The 22,851-nt window shown below is 57.4% G+C and carries 21 protein-coding genes and 1 pseudogene; 5 read left to right on the plus strand and 17 right to left on the minus strand.

Going from position 1 to position 22,851, the window contains the following annotated elements; genetic code table 11:
* Positions 1 to 327: 327 nt before the first annotated feature.
* Positions 328 to 2,427 carry an elongation factor G gene (fusA, locus tag IM291_RS12215; RefSeq protein ID WP_192986996.1) on the minus strand — a complete coding sequence of 700 codons (2,100 nt, stop codon included), beginning with the start codon at positions 2,425 to 2,427 and terminating at the stop codon, positions 328 to 330.
* A 160-nt stretch (positions 2,428 to 2,587) separates the two neighbouring features.
* Between fusA and IM291_RS12220 the strand changes: the two genes are divergently transcribed.
* Positions 2,588 to 2,902, plus strand: coding sequence for a helix-turn-helix transcriptional regulator (locus tag IM291_RS12220; protein ID WP_041909805.1), 315 nt, complete (start codon positions 2,588 to 2,590; stop codon positions 2,900 to 2,902).
* A gap of 25 nt (positions 2,903 to 2,927) precedes the next feature.
* Here the strand turns inward: IM291_RS12220 and IM291_RS12225 are convergent, their stop codons facing one another.
* The 11 genes and pseudogenes from IM291_RS12225 to IM291_RS12280 form a co-directional block, all read right to left on the minus strand.
* Complete coding sequence (locus IM291_RS12225; protein WP_192986998.1) at positions 2,928 to 3,929, minus strand: Kdo(2)-lipid IV(A) acyltransferase; 1,002 nt, start codon at positions 3,927 to 3,929, stop codon at positions 2,928 to 2,930.
* A 192-nt stretch (positions 3,930 to 4,121) separates the two neighbouring features.
* Positions 4,122 to 4,352: a tautomerase PptA gene (gene pptA / locus IM291_RS12230; protein WP_192987000.1), complete on the minus strand. Its 231-nt coding sequence runs from the start codon at positions 4,350 to 4,352 to the stop codon at positions 4,122 to 4,124.
* A gap of 37 nt (positions 4,353 to 4,389) precedes the next feature.
* The gene (locus tag IM291_RS12235) at positions 4,390 to 5,007 is read right to left on the minus strand and encodes a glutathione S-transferase family protein (protein ID WP_192987002.1); all 618 of its coding nucleotides are present in this window, start codon (positions 5,005 to 5,007) and stop codon (positions 4,390 to 4,392) included.
* Positions 5,008 to 5,048: 41 nt separating this feature from the next.
* Positions 5,049 to 5,936, minus strand: coding sequence for an ABC transporter substrate-binding protein (locus IM291_RS12240; protein ID WP_088205498.1), 888 nt, complete (start codon positions 5,934 to 5,936; stop codon positions 5,049 to 5,051).
* Between the two features lie 9 nt (positions 5,937 to 5,945).
* Positions 5,946 to 6,719 (minus strand): amino acid ABC transporter ATP-binding protein, encoded by a 774-nt coding sequence (locus IM291_RS12245; RefSeq protein WP_023292311.1) that lies wholly within the window; start codon positions 6,717 to 6,719, stop codon positions 5,946 to 5,948.
* Positions 6,703 to 7,629 (minus strand): amino acid ABC transporter permease, encoded by a 927-nt coding sequence (locus IM291_RS12250; protein WP_047368635.1) that lies wholly within the window; start codon positions 7,627 to 7,629, stop codon positions 6,703 to 6,705. Before IM291_RS12250 ends, IM291_RS12245 begins: the two co-directional genes overlap by 17 nt.
* A gap of 9 nt (positions 7,630 to 7,638) precedes the next feature.
* A complete protein-coding gene (locus tag IM291_RS12255) occupies positions 7,639 to 8,148 on the minus strand; it encodes a GNAT family N-acetyltransferase (RefSeq protein ID WP_192987004.1) in 510 nt (169 codons plus the stop codon).
* Between the two features lie 9 nt (positions 8,149 to 8,157).
* Positions 8,158 to 10,421 (minus strand): annotated as a pseudogene (locus IM291_RS21935) (NtaA/DmoA family FMN-dependent monooxygenase).
* A 16-nt stretch (positions 10,422 to 10,437) separates the two neighbouring features.
* Positions 10,438 to 11,559, minus strand: coding sequence for an amidohydrolase (locus IM291_RS12270; RefSeq protein ID WP_028013282.1), 1,122 nt, complete (start codon positions 11,557 to 11,559; stop codon positions 10,438 to 10,440).
* On the minus strand, positions 11,556 to 12,557 hold the full coding sequence (locus IM291_RS12275) for an MsnO8 family LLM class oxidoreductase (RefSeq protein WP_192987007.1): 1,002 nt from the start codon (positions 12,555 to 12,557) through the stop codon (positions 11,556 to 11,558). The genes IM291_RS12270 and IM291_RS12275 overlap by 4 nt, the downstream gene beginning before the upstream one ends.
* 110 nt (positions 12,558 to 12,667) lie before the next feature.
* Complete coding sequence (locus IM291_RS12280) at positions 12,668 to 13,207, minus strand: AAA family ATPase (protein ID WP_028013284.1); 540 nt, start codon at positions 13,205 to 13,207, stop codon at positions 12,668 to 12,670.
* A 62-nt stretch (positions 13,208 to 13,269) separates the two neighbouring features.
* Between IM291_RS12280 and IM291_RS12285 the strand changes: the two genes are divergently transcribed.
* Positions 13,270 to 13,413 carry a hypothetical protein gene (locus IM291_RS12285; RefSeq protein WP_154818592.1) on the plus strand — a complete coding sequence of 48 codons (144 nt, stop codon included), beginning with the start codon at positions 13,270 to 13,272 and terminating at the stop codon, positions 13,411 to 13,413.
* On the opposite strand, the gene IM291_RS12290 is transcribed toward IM291_RS12285, so the two are convergent.
* Positions 13,410 to 13,808 carry a cupin domain-containing protein gene (locus tag IM291_RS12290; protein WP_192987009.1) on the minus strand — a complete coding sequence of 133 codons (399 nt, stop codon included), beginning with the start codon at positions 13,806 to 13,808 and terminating at the stop codon, positions 13,410 to 13,412. The two genes, IM291_RS12285 and IM291_RS12290, sit on opposite strands and share 4 nt — an antisense overlap.
* A gap of 108 nt (positions 13,809 to 13,916) precedes the next feature.
* On the opposite strand from IM291_RS12290, the gene IM291_RS12295 reads away from it, so the two are divergent.
* Positions 13,917 to 14,804, plus strand: coding sequence for a LysR family transcriptional regulator (locus IM291_RS12295; protein ID WP_192971133.1), 888 nt, complete (start codon positions 13,917 to 13,919; stop codon positions 14,802 to 14,804).
* Positions 14,805 to 15,135: 331 nt separating this feature from the next.
* On the plus strand, positions 15,136 to 16,632 hold the full coding sequence (gene ansP, locus IM291_RS12300; RefSeq protein WP_028013287.1) for an L-asparagine permease: 1,497 nt from the start codon (positions 15,136 to 15,138) through the stop codon (positions 16,630 to 16,632).
* A 51-nt stretch (positions 16,633 to 16,683) separates the two neighbouring features.
* Here ansP and IM291_RS12305 read toward each other — a convergent pair whose 3' ends face one another.
* Positions 16,684 to 17,745, minus strand: coding sequence for a YncE family protein (locus IM291_RS12305; protein WP_192971134.1), 1,062 nt, complete (start codon positions 17,743 to 17,745; stop codon positions 16,684 to 16,686).
* A gap of 243 nt (positions 17,746 to 17,988) precedes the next feature.
* Between IM291_RS12305 and pqqU the strand changes: the two genes are divergently transcribed.
* Positions 17,989 to 20,103: a TonB-dependent receptor PqqU gene (pqqU, locus tag IM291_RS12310; protein ID WP_041909791.1), complete on the plus strand. Its 2,115-nt coding sequence runs from the start codon at positions 17,989 to 17,991 to the stop codon at positions 20,101 to 20,103.
* 119 nt (positions 20,104 to 20,222) lie between these two features.
* On the opposite strand, the gene IM291_RS12315 is transcribed toward pqqU, so the two are convergent.
* From IM291_RS12315 to IM291_RS12325, 3 genes are all read right to left on the minus strand, one after another.
* Positions 20,223 to 20,891, minus strand: coding sequence for a GntR family transcriptional regulator (locus tag IM291_RS12315; RefSeq protein WP_028013290.1), 669 nt, complete (start codon positions 20,889 to 20,891; stop codon positions 20,223 to 20,225).
* Positions 20,892 to 21,146: 255 nt separating this feature from the next.
* On the minus strand, positions 21,147 to 22,187 hold the full coding sequence (locus tag IM291_RS12320) for an NADP-dependent oxidoreductase (protein ID WP_192987010.1): 1,041 nt from the start codon (positions 22,185 to 22,187) through the stop codon (positions 21,147 to 21,149).
* 65 nt (positions 22,188 to 22,252) lie between these two features.
* Positions 22,253 to 22,828 carry an XRE family transcriptional regulator gene (locus tag IM291_RS12325; RefSeq protein WP_028013292.1) on the minus strand — a complete coding sequence of 192 codons (576 nt, stop codon included), beginning with the start codon at positions 22,826 to 22,828 and terminating at the stop codon, positions 22,253 to 22,255.
* Between the last annotated feature and the right edge of the window lie 23 nt (positions 22,829 to 22,851).

The raw sequence follows: 22,851 nt of genomic DNA on the forward strand, positions 1-22,851 counted from the left end.
AAGCGTTTCCGTAAGGCCGGGGCGAGGCGCAGGGATGCGCCGAGAGGGCGTGGCCTGCAGGGATGCAGGCTCATGCCCGACCCGATAGCCTGAAGGAATAAGCTGAGGGCACCGCGAAGCGGCGATTTACCGCCGGGAGCCCGGGTTGCCAGGGCGGCGGCGATTGAGCCGCCCTGGCACGTTCACAGGTATTGTCGTTACAGAGTAGCAAGGAACATAAAGTGAACGGAATGACCACGAGTGTAGTATGTTCCCCCTCACCCCAGCCCTCTCCCTCAAGGGAGAGGGGTTGTCCGTGCAGGCATTATTTGTAGGAAACCGACCGTATCACTTCGCACGCCGCGCAATAATCTCATCCGCAACATTCCGCGGTGCCTCCGCAAAATGGTGGAATTCCATCGTGTACGTCGCGCGTCCCTGGGACATCGAACGCAGCGTCGTGGCGTAGCCAAACATCTCGGCCAGCGGCACATCGGCGCGGATAATCTGGCTTCCGTACTGCTCCGCCATTCCCTGCACCATGCCGCGTCGGGAAGAGAGATCGCCCATGATGTTCCCGGCGTACTCTTCCGGGGTTTCCACTTCCACGTGCATGATCGGCTCAAGGATCACCGGATCCGCCCTGCGAGCGCCCTCCTTGAAGCCGAGGATCGCCGCCATGCGGAACGCCATCTCCGAGGAGTCGACGTCGTGATACGAGCCAAACGTCAGCGTCGCCTTAACATCTACGACCGGATAGCCCGCCAGCACGCCGCTGTTCATCGCTTCCCGCAGCCCTTTCTCTACGGACGGGATATACTCGCGCGGTACCACGCCGCCCTTGGTGGCATCTTCAAATACAAAACCACTTCCGGGCTCCAGCGGCTCCAGGCTCAGGACCACATGACCGTACTGCCCTTTCCCGCCGGACTGTCGGACAAATTTCCCTTCAATATCCTTCACCGCCTTGCGCAGGGTTTCCCGGTAGGTTACCTGCGGACGACCAATGTTCGCCTCGACGCCAAACTCACGCTTCATGCGGTCGACGATGATCTCGAGGTGTAGCTCACCCATCCCGGAGATAATGGTCTGACCGGACTCCTCGTCAGTGTGCAGGCGGAAAGACGGGTCTTCCGCCGCCAGACGCTGCAGCGCAATGCCCATTTTCTCCTGATCGCCTTTGGTTTTCGGCTCAATCGCCAGCGAGATCACCGGATCCGGGAACTCCATGCGCTCAAGCGTAATGACGGCGTTCGGATCGGTGAGCGTGTCACCGGTGGTCACGTCCTTCAGCCCCACGCAGGCCGCGATATCGCCCGCGCGCAGTTCATCCACCTCATGGCGATCGTTGGCATGCATCAGCACGATGCGCCCGATGCGCTCTTTCTTCTCTTTCACCGGGTTATAGACCGCGTCGCCTTTGCGCAGCACGCCAGAGTAGACCCGGATAAAGGTCAGCTGCCCGACGTACGGGTCGCTCATCAGCTTGAACGCCAGCGCCGAGAACGGCTCATCATCACTCGGATGACGCTCCGCGTGCTGTCCTTTTTCATCAACGCCGTCAATGGCCGGCACGTCCAGCGGGGACGGCATCAGCTCAATCACCGCATCCAGCATGCGCTGCACACCTTTGTTTTTAAAGGCGCTGCCGCACAGCATCGGCTGGATTTCGCCCGAGATGGTGCGAATGCGCAGCCCCTGGATAATTTCCGCCTCCGTCAGGTCGCCCGTTTCCAGGTATTTGTCCATCAGTGCATCGCTGGCTTCCGCCGCCGCGGAGACCATTTTTTCCCGCCACTCCTGGGCGGTACTGACTAAATCGTCCGGCACGGGGGCATAGGTAAACACCATACCCTGCGTCGCATCGTCCCACAGAATGGTGCGCATCTTGATGAGATCCACCACGCCGATGAAATGATCTTCGGCCCCCACCGGGATGACAATCGGCACCGGATTGGCCTTCAGGCGCTCCTGCATCATACGCACGACGCGGAAGAAATCGGCACCCGGACGGTCCATTTTGTTGACGAAGGCCAGACGCGGTACGTGATATTTATTGGCCTGACGCCAGACGGTTTCCGACTGCGGCTGCACGCCACCCACGGAGTCATACACCATCACCGCGCCGTCGAGCACGCGCATGGAACGCTCCACCTCAATGGTGAAGTCCACGTGCCCCGGGGTGTCGATGATGTTGATCCGGTGCGGCTCAAAGCCTCTGTCCATGCCTGGCCAGAAGCAGCTGACCGCCGCGGACGTAATGGTGATCCCGCGCTCTTGCTCCTGCGCCATCCAGTCGGTGGTTGCCGCGCCATCGTGTACTTCACCCAGCTTGTGGCTCATCCCGGTATAAAACAGGATGCGCTCAGTGGTGGTGGTTTTACCGGCATCGATATGCGCGGAGATACCGATGTTGCGATAACGTTCGAGAGGAATGGGTCGGGGCATGATATTTCCTTAGTCACTATGACGTGTTTGTGACGACCGGGATGGTCGTGCATTGGTTCGTTTGCTATAATAGTCCTATTGTACGAGTATTATCGAACTATTTTTTAAGGGTTGACCTATTGTTGATATAGCTCAATCTGACATCACGCGCAGGAAAACGATGATCCCTAACCACCCTGAAACTGAACAAATACTGCTGGAAAATGTGCTGTTTGCCCTCGGCAACCCGCTCCGGCTATCGATTATTCGCCGACTCGCCGACGGCAGCGAACTCAGCTGTAACGCGCTGCGCCCGGAGGACGTGGTGAAATCCACGATGACCCACCACTGGCGCGTGTTGCGCGACAGTGGGGTCATCTGGCAGCGTCCGCAGGGACGAGAAAATATGATTTCACTGCGTCGGGAGGATCTGGATGCCCGTTTTCCCGGGCTGATGGAAATACTGCTAAAGGCCAAAAGCGCTGCCGGAAACTAGCTCCAGCAGCCTTTTGCGTGGCGTTTTAGTGCTGCATGCCCGACTGCTGCGAGAATTCATCGTCGGTTAAGCCAGCCCGAGGGGGCGCGGAGATTTTTTTACGGGCATATCTGTCCGGCACGCCCTCAGGACGCGTCTTGAAGCGACGGTGCAGCCACATATACTGCTCCGGCGCCATCAGCACCGCGCGCTCGATCGCCCGGTTCATCTGGGTTGCAACAGACTCTTTATCCGCACCCTGCAATGACGCGCTGATATCTTCAAGAATAATCAGCTCGTACCCTGTACCGTCCTCTCTGCGGCGCGGCACAAACGGAATAACGGCAGGCTTAGCGCTTTTGACCAGCATATAGCTGCCCGCCGTCGTGGCGGCATCCGGGACGGCGAAGAATGGCGCAAACACGCTGTTGGCTTTGCCATAGTCATGATCCGGCGCGTACCAGAGAATTTCATTCTGCTTCAGGGCACGGATCATGCCTTTTAAATCATGACGATCCAGCATGGTTTTATTCGAACGCAGACGACCGCGCGTTTGTAGCCAGTCCAGGAGCGCATTATTGTTGGGACGATAAACCCCAATACCGGGGTTAAGCATGCCAAATATCCGCGCGCCCAGCTCAAGCGTCAGAAAATGCATGCCAACCAGCACCACGCCCTTTCCCTGCGCCCTGGCCTGCTCCATATGTTCGTAACCGCGCACGGTAAAGCATTTACGCACCCGCCATTCAGGCCAGAACCACGCCATGCCGGTTTCGATAACCCCCATTCCCACGGATTCAAAATTTCGCTGCAGCAAAGATTCACGCGCTTCTGCTTCCATCTGCGGGAAGCACAGTTCCAGATTACGGCGGGCAATCTCGACACGGCGCGGTAGAAGGCGCATGGCTAACCGGCCCAGAGCGTGTCCGAGTCTGAACAACAGCGGGTAAGGCAGCAGCATGATAAGCCACAGGGCGGCGATGCCTGTCCAGCTTAGCCAGTATCGCGGGTGGAAAAAAGCAGGTGAAAACCGGGGTAATTTTGTCATGAGAAAATTATCCTTTAATTTGACTGTCCTTAATTGATTCTGTTGTCGATCTTTCCTAAGGATTGATGAAATGTCGGTCGTGAACGTTAAGTGTAACGGATCAGATAAAACTTATTTTTATCGTTTTTTGCGAAAAGAAGGCGTAAGCGGCAGGAGAAACCGGGTAGGACGATGACCTCACCCGGCGAAAGATTACAATGAATACCCGGGCTTTTTAATCAACTCGTCCAGCTTCGGTCCGATTTCGGTATCCCAGACCTGCGCCTTCCAGTCTTCCGGGTTTACCTGGTTCAACGCCACCGATACTGAACCGTCTTTGCTGTTGAAATGGCGAATTATCACCTCGGCGATATCTGCCGCCAGCGCGGTTTTTTGCTCGTCGTTAAGATCGCGGGGAAAACATTTGATATCTACGTGTGGCATATGCAGGCTTCCTGTTATGTGTGAGCATTCCACGTTATCAGATAATGTTGTTTGCCTTTAACACCTTGTGCAGTTCCGGCAGCTGACACACGGTATCCGCAATCGCCGTAAGCTTCGGCGTATTTGTCGCAAACCACTCATGGCGAGGCCCCCAGGTGCGAGCCACCGCAATATACACATCCAGCAGCGTCAGCCGTTCACCCAGCGCAAACGGCGCGGCCTTAAGCTGATTTTCAAACCATAGATAGAGGGATTTCCGGTACTCAATGCAGTTTTTCTGCAGCTGTTCCGGCGCATCAGGCACCCAGCGTTCGGGATAATCGGCATAGGTAAAGGTGGGATAGACGTTCGCCACGAACCAGATAAGCAGACGCTGAAACTGCTGACGCTCAGCCTGCCCCACGGGTGGGGCGAGATCGGGACATCTGTCGAGAACCATCAGGGCAATCGCCGCCGTTTCGGTCATGATGGCGCCATTTTCCAGCTCCAGCGTGGGCACCTGGCACAGCGGGTTGAGTTTTTGCAGCAGTTCACGCTGCGAGCCGGGCTGGTCAAACCCGTCAACGTTCACAAATTGATAAGGGATATCAGCCAGGGTCAGCATCACTTCACTGATTGCCGAGCCCCAGCCGGGTACGCCATAGAGTTTCATCATGTTGCCCCCTCAGGAGTGAAAATCCTAAGTGTAGAGCACCATTAGTAGGTTATCCCAGGCGGGTTGACCTCCGATTGCGCCACCGCTTCGCCCTGTTCGCCCCAGCGCGCCAGCACTTTCTGGTACTCTCCGCGCTCAATCGCCCCGTTCAGCGCGGCCTGCAGCGCGTACACCAGCCCATTGCCTTTTTTGGTCGTGGTGGCGACATAAGCTTTTTTCGGACCTAAACCGACCACGCGGGTTTTGCCGGTGAGCGCCGCTTTATAAGCTGAAACCGACTGAGGGCCAAAGAACACGTCCGCCCTGCCGGACTGGATATAGAGATTGCCCGAGGCATCGTCGTGGAGATAGACCGGCAGCGCAGGCGCTCGCCCCGCCTTTTTATTCTCTTCGTTCCAGCCCAGCAGGATGCGCTCCTGATTGGTGCCCGAGCCGACAATCACCTTTTTTCCGGCCAGATCTTCCGCGCTTTTGATTGATTGAATCTCGCTGGTGGACTTCACCGAAAACGCCAACGAATCGACGCGGTAGGTCGCAAAATCAAACTTCTCTTTACGCTGTTCGGTCACCGCAATGTTCACCAGCGCCACGTCGTAGCGCCCGGAAGCGATGCCCAGCGGCCAGTCTTCCCACGCCGTTGGCACCAGCTTTAGCTTCAGCCCCAGGCTGCCCGCCAGCAGGCGTGCGATATCCGGGTCGCTGCCAATCCGCGTGCGGTTATCGCTGGCCAGCAGCGCCAGCGGCGGGGAGTTCAGCATCGAGACGGCGACCGTCAGCGTACCCGGCTCAACGAATTTATAACCGGCGGGGATCTTCGCCACGGCCTGCCGATCCACCGTCACCGGCAGCGGCTGCTCGTTGGCTTTCAGATCGATGCTGGCGTGGCTTGCCGTTGTGAAGACCAGCCCCGCCAGAAGTCCGTATTTCATCTGCGCTCCTTACAGCACTTTTGACAGGAACTGGCGCGTTCGCGCATGCGACGGACGGTTCAATACCGCGTCGCTGCTGCCCTGCTCCACGATTTTCCCGTCGACCATAAACACCACCTGATCCGCCACCTCGCGGGCAAAGCCGATCTCGTGGGTGACCACCACCAGCGTAGTGCCGGACCGGGCCAGTTTTTTGATCACGTCCAGCACCTCTCCCACCAGCTCCGGATCCAGCGCCGAGGTAGGTTCATCAAACAGCATCACGCGGGGGCGTAACGCCAGCGCGCGGGCAATCGCAATGCGCTGCTGCTGCCCGCCGGAGAGATGGCGAGACCAGGCATCGGCTTTATCCCGCAGCCCGACCACATCCAGCAGGCTGTATGCCCTTTCCACCGCCTCTTTTTTGCTGAGCTTCTTATGCGCGATGGGCGCCTCAATCAGGTTTTCCAGCACCGTGAGGTGAGGAAAGAGATTGAAGTTCTGAAACACATAGCCCACGTTGACGCGCTGCTTGAGGATCTCTTTCTCCTTCAGCTCATAGAGCTTGTCGCCCTGACGACGGTAGCCAATGTAGTCCCCGTCGATTTGAATAAAGCCTTCGTCGACGCGCTCCAGATGGTTAATGGTGCGCAGCAGCGTCGATTTGCCCGAGCCTGAGGGCCCGAGAATGACCGTCACGGAACCGGGCGGGATCTCAAGCGAAACGTTGTCGAGCGCCTTATGGCGACCAAAATACTTGCTGACGCCGGTAATCGAGATATGTCCTTCAGGAGAGGCTTGCATGGATAGGCTCCTGTGCTGGCGTGGTGGTGACGGAACGGGTGCGACGGGCGGCGCGGTTCTGATTAACCGCAGAGCGGCGTTCGCTGCGGGCGAGTGCGCGTTCAACACCGTACTGAATAGCGGACAAGACGGTGGTAATCACCAGGTACCACGCGGCACCGACCATCAGCAACGGGATCACCTCCTGCGTGCGGTTGTAGATCATCTGGATGGTATAGAACAGCTCCGGCATTGCCAGGACATAGACCATCGCCGTCCCCTTGGCGAGGCTGATAATTTCATTGAACCCGGACGGCAGAATGGTGCGCAACGCCTGAGGCAGGATTATCCGCACCGTACGTCGCCAGGCCGGCAGGCCGAGCGCGGCGGCGGCCTCATACTGCCCATGATCGACGCCGAGGAATCCACCGCGAATGATCTCGGCGGTATAGGCGCTCTGCACCAGCGTTAGTCCCACCACGGCGGTGGAGAACTGCCCGAGCACGTTAATGGTCTCAAAGCTGCCCCAGCTAATGCTGGTGAACGGCACGCCGAGGGAGAGCGTGTCGTAGAGATAGGAAAAGTTGTAGAGAATGATCAGCACCACGATCAGCGGCAGCGAGCGAAACAGCCAGATATAGCCCCACGCCAGGCTGCTCAGCAGCCATGACGAGGAGAGTCTCGCCAGCGCCAGCATGCCGCCCAATACCACGCTCAGCGCGGTACCGATCAGGGTAAGCAGCAGAGTCTGCCCTACGCCTTCGAGAATAACCGGGTCAAAGAACCAGCGGGCAAACACCGCCCACTCCCAGCGCGGGTTAAAGGCGACGGACTGAATCACGATCGCCAGCACAAACAGCGCCACCGCGGCGCCGACGGTCCGCAGCGGATAACGCGCCGGGACCACCTTAATGGTTTCAACGTTGCTCATCGTCGTTCCTCATGCGGTTTTACTGAACGCTTCGCGTACCAGCGTTTTAGTGAAGCGCAGCCGACCATCAAACGGCGGCTGGCTGTACTCTTCCGGATCCCGGTTCAGATCAAACTGTGGCTGGTAGCCCTGGCTGAGATAGAGCCTGACCGCTTCCGGCTGGCGAAAACCGGTTGTCAGGTAGATCTGGCTGTAACCTGCCAGCACCGCCCTGCGCTCCAGCTCCTGCACTACGCGTCCGGCAAGCCCCTGCTGACGCAGGGTTTTGTCCGTCCAGATGCGCTTGATTTCCGCGGTGCGTTCGTCGAAGGGTTTGTACGCACCGGTGGCGATGATTTTTCCGTCACGCTCCAGAACGATAAACAGCCCCCGCGGCGCTAAATACCACTCGGTGAGTTCCACTTCCGCGTCTTTAGAGAAGTAGTCACCGTAGCGGGCGGCATATTCACCGAACAGCCCCTCGATAATGGGCTGAAGTTCGGCATCTTCCGGTGAAACGTCACGAAATTGTTCACGCATAGCGCCTCCTTAATCACCCAGGCCATCAGGATTCACTTCTGACTGCGGAATACGCTCAACGCCTTCCCCCCAGCGGTTCAGCACTTTGTCGTAATCGCCGTTTTTGATGACGCCGTTCAGCGCGGTCTGCACCGGCTCAACCAGCCCGCTGCCTTTCTTCAGCGTCACCGCAATGTGCGCCGCCTTCGGCCAGCCGCCGTCGACGCTGCCGACCAGTTTAGTTTTCCCGTTCAGCGCCGCCTTCCATGCGCCAATTACGTTCGGGCCAAAGTAGGCATCCGCGCGCCCGGACTGGAGCGCCAGCGTTTGCGCCGCATCGTCTTTGGTATAGATCGGGGTAAACGGTTTCAGCCCCTTCTTCAGGTTTTCAGCATTCCATGCCAGCAGGATGGCCTCCTGATTGGTCCCGGAACTAACGATAATCCGCAGCCCGGCGATGTCCTCAGCCTTCTGAAGCGATTCGATCGGGCTGGTCGATTTCACGTAGAAACCGAGGGAGTCCTTACGGTAGGTGGCGAAATCAAACTTCTCTTTGCGCGCTTTGGTAACGGTAATGTTGCTGATGGCGGCATCATATTTCCCGGACGCCACGCCCAGCGGCCAGTCTTCCCACGACGTTGGCACCACGTTCAATTCAAGCCCGAGGCTGTCGGCCACCAGACGGGCGACGTCAACTTCACTCCCGAGCAGCGTTTTGTTGTCGTCGGAAAATACCGTCAGCGGCGGTTGATTCAGGCCCGCCACCGCCACGGTAAATTTCCCCGGCACGGCGAAGCGATAATCTTTCGGCAGCTGCGCCACTGCATCGCTGTTTTTGGCGGTATTGATCGGCGTTTTATTGGCCTCAATGCTCACGCCGGTGCCGTTAATGTTCACATTCTCTGCCCAGACGGCAGGGGTAAAGGCCAGCGCGAGCGCCAGAATAAGCGATGTTTTCTGCATAGCGGAGTTCTCTTTTATTGTTGTGTGAACTGGTTTTTCGGTTGGTCTAAGCCAAGGCTTTCGCGCAGCGTAGTTCCCGGGTAGTCGGTGCGGAACAGGCCGCGGGCCTGTAAAACGGGCACCACCTGGTCAATAAAGCGCGGAAAGGTATCCGGCGTACCGCCCTGGATGATGAAGCCGTCTGCGGCATAGCCTTCAAACCAGGCCTGCAGACCGTCGGCGACCTCCTCCGGCGTGCCGGAAAAGCGCGGGCGCGGCGATGCGGCCTCAAGCGCCACCTGGCGCAGGGTTAAGTTGCGCTCGCGGGCATTTCGCTTAATTTCATCGGTGGTGCTGCGGAAGCTGTTTTTGCCTAAGTCACCGATATCCGGGAACGGCTCGTCGAGCGGATACTGGCTGAAATCGTGATGTTCAAAATAACGCCCGAGGTAATTGAGGGCATCGGTAACCGACACCAGCGCCGCCGTGGTTTGATACTGGTTTTCCACGTCATCGGCGTCTTTACCCACAATCACGCTGACGCCCTGGAAGATATGTAAATCTGACGCGCGGCGGCCGTTTGTTTCCAGCTGCTGCTTCACGTCGCGGTAAAACGCTTTTGCCTCGTCGAGCGTTTCGTGATGCGTGAAGATGGCGTCGGCATGTTTTGCCGCCAGCTTTTTCCCGTCGTCCGACGCGCCCGCCTGAAAAACAATCGGACGCCCTTGCGGGGTGCGACCAATATTCAGCGGACCGGCGACCTGGAAGAAGTCACCGTGGTGATCGAGGGTATGCAGCCTGGCCGGGTCAAAAAACTGACCACTCTCTTTGTTGCGAATAAACGCGTCGCCTTCCCAGGAGTCCCACAGCCCTTTCACCACGTCGAGATACTCATCCGCAATGCGATAGCGCAGCGCATGCTCGGGGTGTTTTTCGCGCGAGAAGTTCTTTGCCGACCCTTCCAGCGGCGAAGTCACCACGTTCCAGCCCGCACGTCCGTTGCTCAGATGATCGAGGCTGGCGAACTGGCGCGCCGTGGTAAAGGGTTCGCTGTAGGAGGTGGATAACGTTCCCACCAGCCCCAGCCGCGTAGTGATGCTTGCCAGCGCGGATAATACCGTTAACGGCTCAAAGCGGTTTAAAAAATGCGGAATGGATTTCTCATTTATATAAAGACCGTCGGCAACGAATAAAAAATCGAGTTTGCCCTCCTCCGCTTTTAACGCCGTCTCTTTTACAAATTCAAAATTAATGCTGGCATCCGCGACCGCCGCCGGATGACGCCAGGCGGACATATTGCCCGATGCACCATGCAAAATGGTCCCAAGCCGCAGTTGACGATGTGCAGACATATTTACCTCTCCAGAATTAAACGTGTTGCAGGGCTTTTTCCGCCAGCTGTGCAAAATAGCGGGCTGCGGGCTCAATCAGGGCTTCGTCAGGATTAAACGCCGGGTGGTGTAAACCATACGGGCTGTTGCTGCCGATGCTGACAAACGCGCCGGGAACAGACTGCAGGTAGACCGCAAAATCTTCCCCGCCCATATGCAGTTCCGCGTGCCGGGTTTCATAACCGGCCTCACGCGCGACCGAGGTGGCGAAGTCGGCCCAGCGCTCGTCGTTCACCAGCGCGGTGGGCCCGGCATACCAGGTGATGTCGATCTGCGCGCTGAAGGCGCTGGCAAACCCGGCGGCAATTTCGCCCACGCGGGCCTTCACGTTCTGCTGCACCTCCGTGCGGTGGGTGCGAAGCGTGCCCTCCAGCTCGACGCTTTCGGGCAGCACGTTCCAGGTGTTACCCCCTGCGATGCGCGTCACGCTCAGCACCACCGAATCCAGCGTGTTGACGTTGCGGCTGGCGACGCTTTGCAGCGCCGTCACCAGTTGGCTCGCCAGCACAATGGCGTCGTTGCCTTCGTGCGGGCGGGCCGCATGTGCGCCCTTGCCGGTGATGCGGATCACGAAGCGATCGACGTTGGCATAAAACGGTCCGCCGCGGGTGGCGAACTCACCGACCGGCAGGCCCGGCTCGTTGTGCATACCGAAAATGGCGCTGACGTCACGCAGGGCACCGGCACGCACCATGCTCTTCGCACCGCCAAAGTTCTCTTCGGCAGGTTGAAACAGGATACGCACCCTGCCGTTAAGTGAGGCTTCCCGCTCTTTGAGCTTTAACGCGGCGCCGAGGATCACGCTGGTGTGGATATCGTGTCCGCAGGCGTGCATCACGCCTGCATGCTGCGAGCTAAACGGCACGCCGCTGCGCTCTTCAATTGGCAGGGCATCAATGTCTGCCCGCAGCGCAATCAGCTTGCTACCGGTTCCAATTTCCGCCACCAGACCGGTCGGCAGATCGTAAGGCTGTGGGGGAATACCGGCATTCGTCAGCCACTGGCGCAGGCGCGCGGTGGTCTCCACTTCCTGGCCGGACAGCTCCGGGTTCCGGTGCAGCTCACGACGCCAGGCAATCAGTTGTTCGCCGAAGCTCATACGGTGACCTCCCTGTTAAGACGCGCCTCGGCCAGCAGACGCAGAGACGCGACGCGCGTTGCCCCCTCCGCGACCGGCGTGTCGATGATAAATTCGTCAATGCCCCACTGTTCGTGCAGCGCGTTAAGCTGTTCCAGCACCGACTCAGCTGTTCCCGCCAGCAGCGACTGGGCCTGACGGGCAATGCGTACCGGCTCGCTCCCCGCCTGACGGGCAAAGGCGTAGGCCTGCTCCTCACTGGCGACGGTTACGCGCTGGCCGTTTGCCAGCTCAACGCCCCACACTTCGACCTTCTGCGCCAGCCCGTCCGCTTCGGCCTGGGTCGGCGCGACAACCGCCTGCACCGCCACAATCACCTCCCGCGCGCTGTTCTTCCGCCAGATCGATACCACCTCGCGCAGCAGCTCCGGATCGCCGTTCAGGTGTGCGGCAAAGACGAAGTGCCAGTCGAGCGATGCGGCGAGCAGCGCGCTTTCGGGGCTGGCCCCCAGCAGGAAACCTTGTGCAGGGACCGGCGGCAACGGCGTGGCACGAACGGCCTCTTCCGCCGACTGGTTTTCAGGACGGATCCAGCGATCGAGCTGGTCCAGCTGTTCGGCAAAGCTGCCCTTTTCCTGCTGATTCAGGCCCTGCTGAAGCGCGCGGGTTGAGAGCGGCAAACCACCGGGGGCTTTCCCGACGCCCAGATCCACGCGACCCGGCGCCAGCGCGGCCAGAACGTTAAAGTTTTCAGCGACTTTATAGGGGCTATAGTGTTGAAGCATGACGCCGCCAGAGCCCACACGGATGCGCTTTGTTTGCCCGAGGATCCAGGCAATCAGCAGTTCCGGCGAGGGGCTGGCGAGTTGCGGGGTATTGTGGTGTTCGGCAATCCAGAAGCGGTGATAGCCCAGATTTTCTGCCTGTTGCGCCAGCGCTAACGTCCGCGCCAGCGCATCGGCAGCCGTTTCATTTTCAGCGATGGGGCTTTTATCCAGAATGCTGATTCGCCATGACATGTTGCGTTCTCGTTTGACTTAACATGTCGACATTATTAAAGGCGTATTTCACCACTGAGAAACAATTAATTTACATTTGGTTTGCCGGAAATCAGATATATAAAACCCTACTAAGAATAAGATTTTAAGGCGGCAATCAGCGTTTCCGCCTGCCCGCGGCGGGTAATATGGACGAAGCGGATATGCCCATATTGCGGGTTTTGCAGATCGGCTTCATAACGCGTGCGGTTGTTACGCCACGTTTTCATCGTCCAGATGAGAATCGACTCTTTACTGAAGAACGCGCGCCGGAAACTCTCTTTGTTCCCGGTTCCGGGCCAAAGCTCGTGTTTATGCCAGGCCCGTTTGATTGCCCTGTTGACGGCCTGCCAGAGGGTGCGGACAAACCCATAATCCACCCACACGACAACGTCTACATTACGCCATTTAACGGGCCGCGTGCGGTTATAGTTGCCGTCGAGTACCCAGTCTGGCGACGCCTGTAGCACCTGCTCAAGCTTTTCCTGAAACTCATCGTCCGGCGTTCCCTGCCATTCGGGTCGCCAGTAGAGTCTGTCCATCTCGATATAGGGAATAGCCAGTTCGGTCGCAATCTGCTTCGCCAGCGTGCTTTTTCCACTTCCGCTGGTTCCGATGACGTTAATTTTCACCTCAGCCTCCCTGTATTTACGAAAATGAGACCGAATCATAACGTTTTCATTCTGTTAACGAAATGCTTCCTGGTATTACCGCGGCGGTGTTACTCTCCTGTCTGGCAGTCTATTTATTCCCTGAGAAACGTCTGCAGCTGGCCAGTCTGGTGCTGCTGTTTGATCAACCGCGCCTGCAGCAGGCGATTGCCGTTTTTGGCGGTTAGCCGTTCGGGTACTGTTCGTCGGTCACTTTTTCCAGCCACGTTACCGGGCTGCCGTTTACCGCTTCGGCGATGGCGATATGCGTCATCGCCGTTTGCGCACTTGCGCCGTGCCAGTGCTTCACGCCGGGTGGGATCCAGGCGATATCGCCCTGATTCAGGATTTCCGCCTCTTCGCCCCACGCCTGTAACCAGCCGCGCCCCTGCGTCACAAGCAGCGTTTGTCCCAGGGGATGCGTATGCCAGGCCGTGCGCGCCCCCGGCTCAAAGGTCACGGTTGCCCCGCCGACGCTGGCAGGTTCGCTCGCCTGAAAGGGCGCGTCAATGCGAACAGCGCCGGTAAACCAGGCCTCCGGGCCTGTTGCTGAAGGTAATGAACCGCTGCGGATAATTTTCATCTTTTGCTCCTTGTTGACTGTTGCGTTAACAGTAGCGCAAAGCATTCTGGAGCATTAGGGTACATAATGAGATAGAACACATGACTCAAATTCATAAATAGAACCGCAATGCTAAAAGATAATTTCAACGACCTGCTCTCCTTTATGGTAGTGGCCCGCGAGCGCAGCTTTACGCGCGCAGCGGCGCAGCTGGGCGTCTCGCAATCGGCACTGAGTCATGCGATGCGCAAGCTTGAAGCGCGATTAGACGTTCGCCTGTTAACCCGCACAACCCGCAGCGTGGTTCCGACACCCGCGGGTGAGCAGCTCTTTTCGCGCCTCAGCCCGCATCTGCAGGAGATCGAACAGGAACTCACGGCGCTTTGCAGCACCCGCGACAAACCCGCAGGCGCTATCCGCATCGTCGCCGGCGAGCACGCGATGAACGCCGTGCTCTGGCCGGCACTGAAGGCTTTTATGCTGCAGTATCCTGAAATCAACGTCGAAGTGACGGTCGACAACGGCCTGACAGATATCGTCGATGGCCGCTTCGACGCGGGGGTACGCCTGGGTGAACAGGTGGCAAAAGATATGATTGCGGTGCGGATAGCGCCGGACATGCGCATGGCGGTCGTCGGCTCCCCGGATTACCTGGCTCGTTTTGGCGTGCCGCTCGTGCCGGAGCAGCTGGGTGAACACCGCTGTATCAATCTCCGCCTGCCCACCCGAGGGGCAGTGTATGACTGGGAGTTTGAGCGCGACGGGCGCGAGCTTCGGGTGCGGGTTGAAGGACAGCTTACACTGAGTAATCTGTCGCAGCGCATCGACGCGGCGGAGAGTGGCCTCGGATTAGCCTACGTGCCCGAGTCCTCGGTCCTGGACGCCCTTCAGTACGGACGGCTCGTCAGGGTCCTTGAGTCCTGGTGCCCCACGTTTGAAGGATATCACCTCTATTATCCAAGCCGTCGACAGCACACAACCGCGTTCAGGTTGCTTCTCGATGCCCTGCGGCAGTAAAAATTTATACCATCTGGTAATAATTAAGGGAATCTGATGATTAAATAAACAACGTCGCGATTGTTTTGACTAAAAACTCATCACGATTCAGCGTGTTGTGATCCCCCTCTGCTCTGACCACACGATTTCCTTCGACGTGCATCACTTTCGGCACGGTTATATTTTGCGTCGCTTATCAATTGCAGGTAGGATGCCTCGCCATGTTTCGCCTTATCCATACGCAGAATGACTGGGAAGGCGGCATGTGTTTGCGCAGAAGCAATCGTTTGTATTGCGCTCTGCCAGGCAGGACTATCACGATAATGGTTCAGACAGGCAAACAGGTAACTCAATGAAAACAAGCAATAAAAGCGCAGCCGATCATCACGCTGCGAAACGTCGCTGGTTGAACTCCCACGAAGAGGGCTACCACAAAGCGATGGGCAACCGTCAGGTTCAAATGATCGCCATCGGCGGCGCTATCGGAACGGGTCTGTTTTTAGGTGCTGGCGCGCGTCTGCAGATGGCGGGCCCGGCTCTCGCCCTGGTCTATCTGGTGTGCGGGATCTTCTCTTTCTTCATTCTTCGCGCGCTGGGTGAACTGGTACTGCATCGCCCTTCCAGCGGAAGCTTCGTCTCTTACGCCCGAGAATTCCTCGGTGAAAAAGCCGCCTACGTGGCAGGCTGGATGTACTTCGTCAACTGGGCGATGACCGGTATCGTCGATATCACCGCCGTTGCGCTGTATATGCACTACTGGGGCGCGTTCGGTGATGTGCCGCAGTGGGTCTTTGCCCTTGGCGCGCTGGCGATCGTCGGCACCATGAACATGATCGGCGTGAAGTGGTTCGCCGAGATGGAGTTCTGGTTTGCGCTGGTCAAAGTGCTCGCCATTGTGATTTTCCTGGTGGTCGGTACCGTCTTCCTCGGCAGCGGCAAGCCGCTGGACGGCAATGCTACCGGCTTCCACCTGATAACCGATAACGGCGGTTTCTTCCCGCACGGTCTGCTGCCTGCGCTGGTTCTGGTGCAGGGCGTGGTGTTTGCCTTTGCCTCTATTGAGCTGGTCGGTACCGCTGCGGGCGAATGTAAAGACCCACAAACGATGGTGCCAAAAGCCATTAACAGCGTGATCTGGCGTATCGGTCTGTTCTACGTCGGCTCCGTGGTGCTGCTGGTTCTGCTGCTGCCGTGGAACGCCTATCAGGCCGGCCAGAGCCCGTTCGTCACCTTCTTCTCGAAGCTCGGCGTGCCTTACGTGGGCAGCATCATGAACATCGTGGTGCTGACGGCGGCGCTCTCCAGCCTGAACTCCGGACTTTACTCTACCGGGCGTATCCTGCGCTCCATGTCGATGGGCGGTTCAGCGCCGAAGTTCATGTCGAAGATGAGCAAGCAGCACGTGCCTTACGCAGGCATTCTTGCCACGCTGGTGGTGTATGTCTTCGGCGTTTTCCTGAACTATCTGGTGCCGTCTCAGGTCTTTGAGATCGTTCTGAACGTGGCCGCACTCGGCATTATCGCTTCCTGGGCCTTTATCGTGGTCTGCCAGATGCGTCTGCGTAAAGCCATTAAAGAAGGCAAAGCCGCAGATATCAGCTTTAAGCTGCCGGGCGCGCCGGTGACCTCCTGGCTCACCCTGCTCTTCCTGTTCAGCGTGCTGGTGCTGATGGCGTTCGACTACCCGAACGGCACCTATACCATCGCCACCATCCCGCTGCTGGCCGTGCTGCTGATCGCTGGCTGGTTCGGCGTGCGTAAGCGCGTTCACGAAATTCACAGCACCGCGCCGGTTCATCCTGACGATGAAAAACACGACGCGCCGCTGGTGGAAGAGACCTCGCGTTAAGCATCAAACAGGTATTAAAAAGGGAAGGCATATGCCTTCCCTTTTTTTATATTACAGCGCGATACGAATCACATCGTCAGGCTGGGTCGCTTCCTGTTGGCGGGTAGATTTCTGCTTCACCGTCACGTAAAGCGTTTTGCCATCCGCAGAGAGCGCCAGGCTGTTCGGGTAGACCGGCGTATCGAACGTTTTCGTCACTTTGTAGGTCTTCGCGTCAATCACGCTCACCTTGCCGGCCTCACGGTGCGTCACGTAGGCTTCATTGCGAGCCGGATTAAACAGAACGGCCAGGGATTCAGGCGCGGCGATTTTCTCGATCACGCTGCCGTCTTTCAGGCTCACCGCCAGCACTTCCGGCTGTTTTGAATCGGTCAGGAACGCGCGCTGACCGGCGGTGTCCAGGCTCAGGTTCAGATAGAAGTGCTCTTTTCCGTCGTCCTGCACTTTTTTGCGGCTCAGGATTTTGTTGGTGGCGGTATCAATGGTGACCAGCTCACCGTCTGCATTGGTGGTGTACAGGCGTTTCGCCTTTGCATCCAGCGCCAGACCGGTACTGTATGTGCCGGTGTTGGCAATGGTCTCTTTCAGCTTCAGCTTTGCGCCATCCACGACCCAAATCACGCTCTCTTTGCCGACTCCGGTGATGTAAATCGTGTTGCTCGCGTCATCCGCCACCAGCTGGCGCGGCTGCAGCGGCTTGACGGTTTCACTGCGCTGGCGGCTATCAAGCACCAGTCGCCCTTTCACGTCGCCCGTTTTCGCATCAATGGCCGTCACTGCGCCGTTGATCGTATTACCCAGCCACAGGGTTTGCGTCGCGCCGTCGAGGGTGGCGCCAAACGGTTTGAGATCGCTATGAATGGCCTGCGTCACCTCAAGCGTAGCAGGATCGAGGCGATAGATAACGCCACCCTTGTCGAGTTTACGGCTTTGCGACGTCGCAACCCACAGGGCGTTCTCCTGCTGGCTGACCGCCATTTCATAGGCACCTTTACCCACCGCTTTACGCAGCATCTCTTCGGCGGCATGCGCCTGGAAGGTTCCGGCAAACAGTAAAGCGGCAGACAGCAGAGACGTACTCAGGCGTGGCGAGCTCAGATGGCGTAAAGACATAACAATTCCTTTTTTGAAAATTGGGGGTACTGCTGACATCGCTTCCGGCTGGCAACGTCATGGCATTGCCGTTTTGATAATGAGAATAGTAATCATTAATAAGTTAAAAGTGGAGTTTTTCTTTTCCCTATTGCCTTTCATTAACGCAATGTGCGGTTATAGTTTTCAAAACATTTACAAAACCTTTAACATGTATGGACATGTTCCATTTGGTTCGTTTATACATCACAACCGGTTTTACTCATGAAAATCATATCTGCCCGTAAGGCATCTCTCCCGCTGCTGCTGGTTCCCGTTGTTTTTGCGCCTCTAAGCGCGATGAGCGCAGAGGAACAGACCATGATCGTCAGCGCCACGCCGCAAACCGTATCAGAGCTTGATACTCCGGCGGCGGTCAGCGTCGTGAATGGCGAGGATATGCGCCACGCCGCGCCGCGCATTAATCTCTCCGAATCGCTTGGCAGCGTTCCGGGACTACAGATTCAGAACCGTCAGAACTATGCTCAGGATCTCCAGCTTTCGATGCGCGGGTTTGGTGCCCGCTCAACGTTTGGCGTGCGCGGCATTCGCATGTACGTCGACGGTATTCCAGCCACCATGCCGGACGGACAGGGCCAGACCTCCAACATCGATCTCTCCAGCATTGACAGCGTTGAGGTGCTGCGCGGTCCCTTCTCCGCCCTGTATGGCAACGCCTCTGGCGGCGTGATTAACATCAATACGCAAACCGGGCAGCAGCCGCCGACCATCGAGGCAAGCAGCTATTACGGCAGTTACGGGACATGGCGCTACGGCATGAAAGCCACCGGCGCAATGGGCGATGGCACCCATGCCGGGGACGTGGATTACACCGTATCCACCACCCGCTTCACCACTAAAGGCTACCGCGACCACAGCGGCGCGCGGAAGAATCTCGCTAATGCCAAACTGGGCGTACGCATTGACGATGCCAGCAAGTTAACGCTGATTTTTAACAGCGTGGACATGAAAGCAAACGATCCGGGCGGGCTGAGCTATCAGGAGTGGCAGGATAACCCGCGTCAGTCCCCGCGCGGCGATCAGTACAACACGCGCAAGACCATCAAGCAGACTCAGGCGGGGCTGCGCTACGACCGCCAGCTTAGCGCTCAGGACGATCTCAGCGTGATGATGTACGCCGGCGAGCGTGAAATGACCCAGTACCAGTCGATTCCCTACCAGCCGCAGCTGAGGCCTTCTCACTCCGGCGGCGTGATCGATATGCAGCGTCATTATCAGGGGGTTGATACCCGCTGGACACACCGCGGCGAGCTGCTGGTGCCGGTCACCTTCACCACCGGTCTGAACTATGAAAATATGAGTGAAGATCGTCGCGGGTACGAGAACTTCGTGATGAACAACGGCGTGCCGGATTACGGCGTGAAGGGTGATAAACGCCGGAACGAACGTAACCTGATGTGGAACGTCGACCCTTACCTGCAGACCAGCTGGCAGCTGACGCAGAAACTGTCCGTGGATGCGGGCGTGCGTTATAGCTCGGTCTGGTTTGATTCTAACGACCATTACGTTACGCCGGGCAACGGCGACGACAGCGGTGACGCGAGCTATCACAAGTGGCTCCCGGCGGGCTCCGTGAAGTATGCGGTGACGGACGCGTGGAACCTCTACGCTGCCGCAGGGCGTGGGTTCGAAACGCCAACCATCAACGAGCTTTCGTATCGCGCCGATAACCAGGGCGGCCTGAATATCGGCCTGCAGCCTTCCACGAACAACACGTATGAGGTGGGCAGCAAAACCCGCATTGGCAATGGCCTGCTGACGGCAGCGCTGTTCCGCACCGATACGGATGACGAGATCGTGGTGGATGCCAGCTCTGGTGGCCGCACAAGCTATAAAAATGCCGGAAAGACCCGCCGTCAGGGAGTCGAAGTGTCTCTCGATCAGCAGTTTGCTGAGAACTGGAAGCTGAAAATGGCGTGGACCTACCTTGATGCCACCTACCGGACCAACGTCTGCGGCGACGCGGACTGTAACGGTAACCGTATGCCGGGCATTGCCCGCAATATGGGCTATGCGTCGTTTGGCTGGCAGCCTGAAGAAGGCTGGTACGCGGGCTCGGACGTGCGCTACATGAGCGATATCATGGCCGACGACGAGAACACGGCGAAAGCGCCATCGTACACGGTGGTCGGGCTGAATACCGGGTATAAATTCAACTACGGCAACTGGGGGATGGACGTCTTTGGCCGCGTAGATAACCTGTTCGACAAAGAGTACGTTGGCTCGGTTATTGTCAACGAATCCAACGGGCGTTATTACGAGCCAGCGCCTGGCCGTAACTACGGTGTGGGTCTGTCGGTGTCTTATCGATTCGAGTAACAAATAAGTAAAGTTTATTTTATACCGAAAATAACGATCCTGATGGCAAAATGCCATCAGGAGTTATTCACCAGATAAATAAATAGACGCGGTATATAGTCGCTCTGTTAAATTATCTCTCAGTTAAAATATTGTCGCTGTAAAAGCGTATTCGCTTCATCAATCGATTTTTCAATCGCCTTCTGGCTGGCGTCGACATCCCGGCGTTCCAGGGCTGAAAGCAGTTCGTCATAGTGATACGTCGCTTCCTTAATGTCATTAAGCTCCTGGTGCAGATAGTTAATGCAAGGCCCGATGCGCACCCAAAGCTGTTCAATTAATGCATTCAGCGTGGGCATTTCCGCGTACTGATAAAGCGTAAAGCGGAAGATGCGATTTGCCTGCAATGCCTGCTGAACGTTCCCGTTGCGCATGGCCTCATGAAACGCTTCCGACAATTTGCGCAACGTCTCGATCTTTTGGTCAGACATATTCTGACAGGCTGCGGCAACCGCCATGGGTTCAAGCTGCTTGCGAATAGCGTTGATTTCGTTATAACGGTCCAGCGTCACCTCCGGCACCAGAAATGCCTGTGCTGGCGTGGCATGTAATGCCCCTGCTGACACCAGACGCAGCAGCGCCTCGCGCACTGGGGTAATGCTGGTTCCTAATTTGTCGGCGATCTCTTTCGTAATCAGTCGTGCACCCGGTTTAAGGGAGCCTGTAATTAACGCTCCTTTCAAACTGAGTTCAACTTGCATGGTAAGACTGATCCTTTGGGCTTTTTCTAAGTGATCCAAATCAAGCATGTTCAATTCCTGTAGCTAAAACTTAATGCTATTTTTAAACGCCAGTTTTAATAAAACGACGCTGGTCCGATATATCCTGTATCGTCATGCCTGGTGGTGGGAAGTACGTAAAACAGCAAAAAATGCAAAATGTGTTTTTTTTATCGGTTTCGGGCTCATCCGGGATGATGGCGCGAAAAGCCATGTCCGTTAATTAAAGACAATATATCGTATCTTCACAAATAAATATGGCGGGAAACCCCGCCATAGTGCCTTTTATTTATTGTCAGCCGCGACGCGAATCACGACTTTACCGAAGTTTTTTCCTTCCAGCAGGCCAATCAGCGCTTCAGGCGCGTTTTCCAGCCCGTCCGTCACCTGTTCACGATAGTGAATTTTGCCCTCCTGCACCCAGCGCCCCATCTCTTCCTGAAACTCATGAATGCGGTGGCCGTAGTCCTGGGCAATGATAAAGCCCTGCATCCGGATGCGTTTCTTCAGAATCGTCCCCATCAGAAGCGGCAAACGGTCCGGTCCGTCAGGCAGCCCCGTTGCATTGTAGCCGCTCACCAGGCCACACACCGGCACGCGCGCGGAGGTATTCAGCAGCGGCAGCACGGCGTCAAACACTTTCCCTCCGACGTTTTCATAGTAGACATCAATGCCTTTCGGACAGGCGCGTTTCAGCTGCTCAGCGAAATCCGCCGCGTGGTGATCGAGACACACGTCAAATCCAAGAACCTCAACGGCGTGGCGGCATTTTTCTGCCCCACCGGCTACCCCGACCACGCGGCAGCCTTTAATTTTACCGATCTGCCCGACGGTCGCCCCAACCGGGCCCGTCGCGGCGGCGACCACCAGCGTTTCACCCGCTTTCGGTTGTCCGATATCCAGCAACCCCATGTAGGCGGTAAAGCCCGGCATCCCAAGAATGCCCAGCGCCCAGGAGGGATGGGTGGGATTATCGCCCAGCTTGACCAGGCCGCTGCCGTCCGAAAGCGCGTACTCCTGCCAGCCGCTGTAGCTCAGCACCCATTCACCCGCTTTAAAGTCGGGGTGGTTTGACTGCTCAACGCGGCTAACCGTTCCCCCTACCATCACCGCACCAATCTCAACCGGCGGAGAATAGGATGGCGCATCGCTCATGCGGCCCCGCATGTAAGGGTCCAGCGACAGCCAGACGGTGCGAAGCAGCAGCTGCCCCGCCTGAGGAGCAGGAACGGGCTGCTCTTCCAGACGAAAATTCTCCGCCACCGGCGCGCCCTGTGGGCGAGAGGCCAGCACCCAGCGGCGGTTTTGCGAAACAGATTGATTCATCGGATTCTCCTTCTGGTACAAATGTCATTACAGCCTGGCTCACGATCGGCATTATCGCCTTAACATTACGAGGCAGACTGGTTAAGCCGGACCACAAGATAGATGCAGGTTTCATTCGTTTCGTTGATAAAACGGCAGTCGTTTGGCGGCCCCAGCTCCAGACAGTCTCCGGCCTTCATCTCGTGGCGAGTATCGCCCTCCTGGAATACCAGCTCGCCGGACTGCAGCCAGATCAGCTGCCGCGCGAGCGCGTAGGAGGACGCCGGCATCGGGACGTCGCTCCCCGCGGGCAGTTCAATCTGAACGAGGTCGATAGGCAGATCGGTACGGGGAGAAACGTGGCGACGAAGGTAGTGGGTTTGCGGATCGCGCCAGACGGGCTGGTTCGCCAGGCGCAGAAGTTTTCCCTCCTGCATCTCGGCTCTGGCAATCAGGGTCGACATGCTGATCCCAAACGCGCCTGACAGACGGGCAAGCAAGGTTGCCGTCGGGCTGCTGTCGCCGCGCTCTATCTTGTGGATCATGGCGCGAGATACGCCTGCCCGCTCGGCCAGCTCGCTAAGAGACCAGCCGCGTGATTCACGTTCGAGGCGAATTCTGGCGCTAATACGCTGATTCATTGTGTCTGTTATTGTGTTCATAACGTCATACTAAAGCGTATGAA

The organism is Enterobacter cloacae complex sp. P27C (assembly GCF_014895705.1).
Lineage (GTDB): Bacteria > Pseudomonadota > Gammaproteobacteria > Enterobacterales > Enterobacteriaceae > Enterobacter > Enterobacter bugandensis.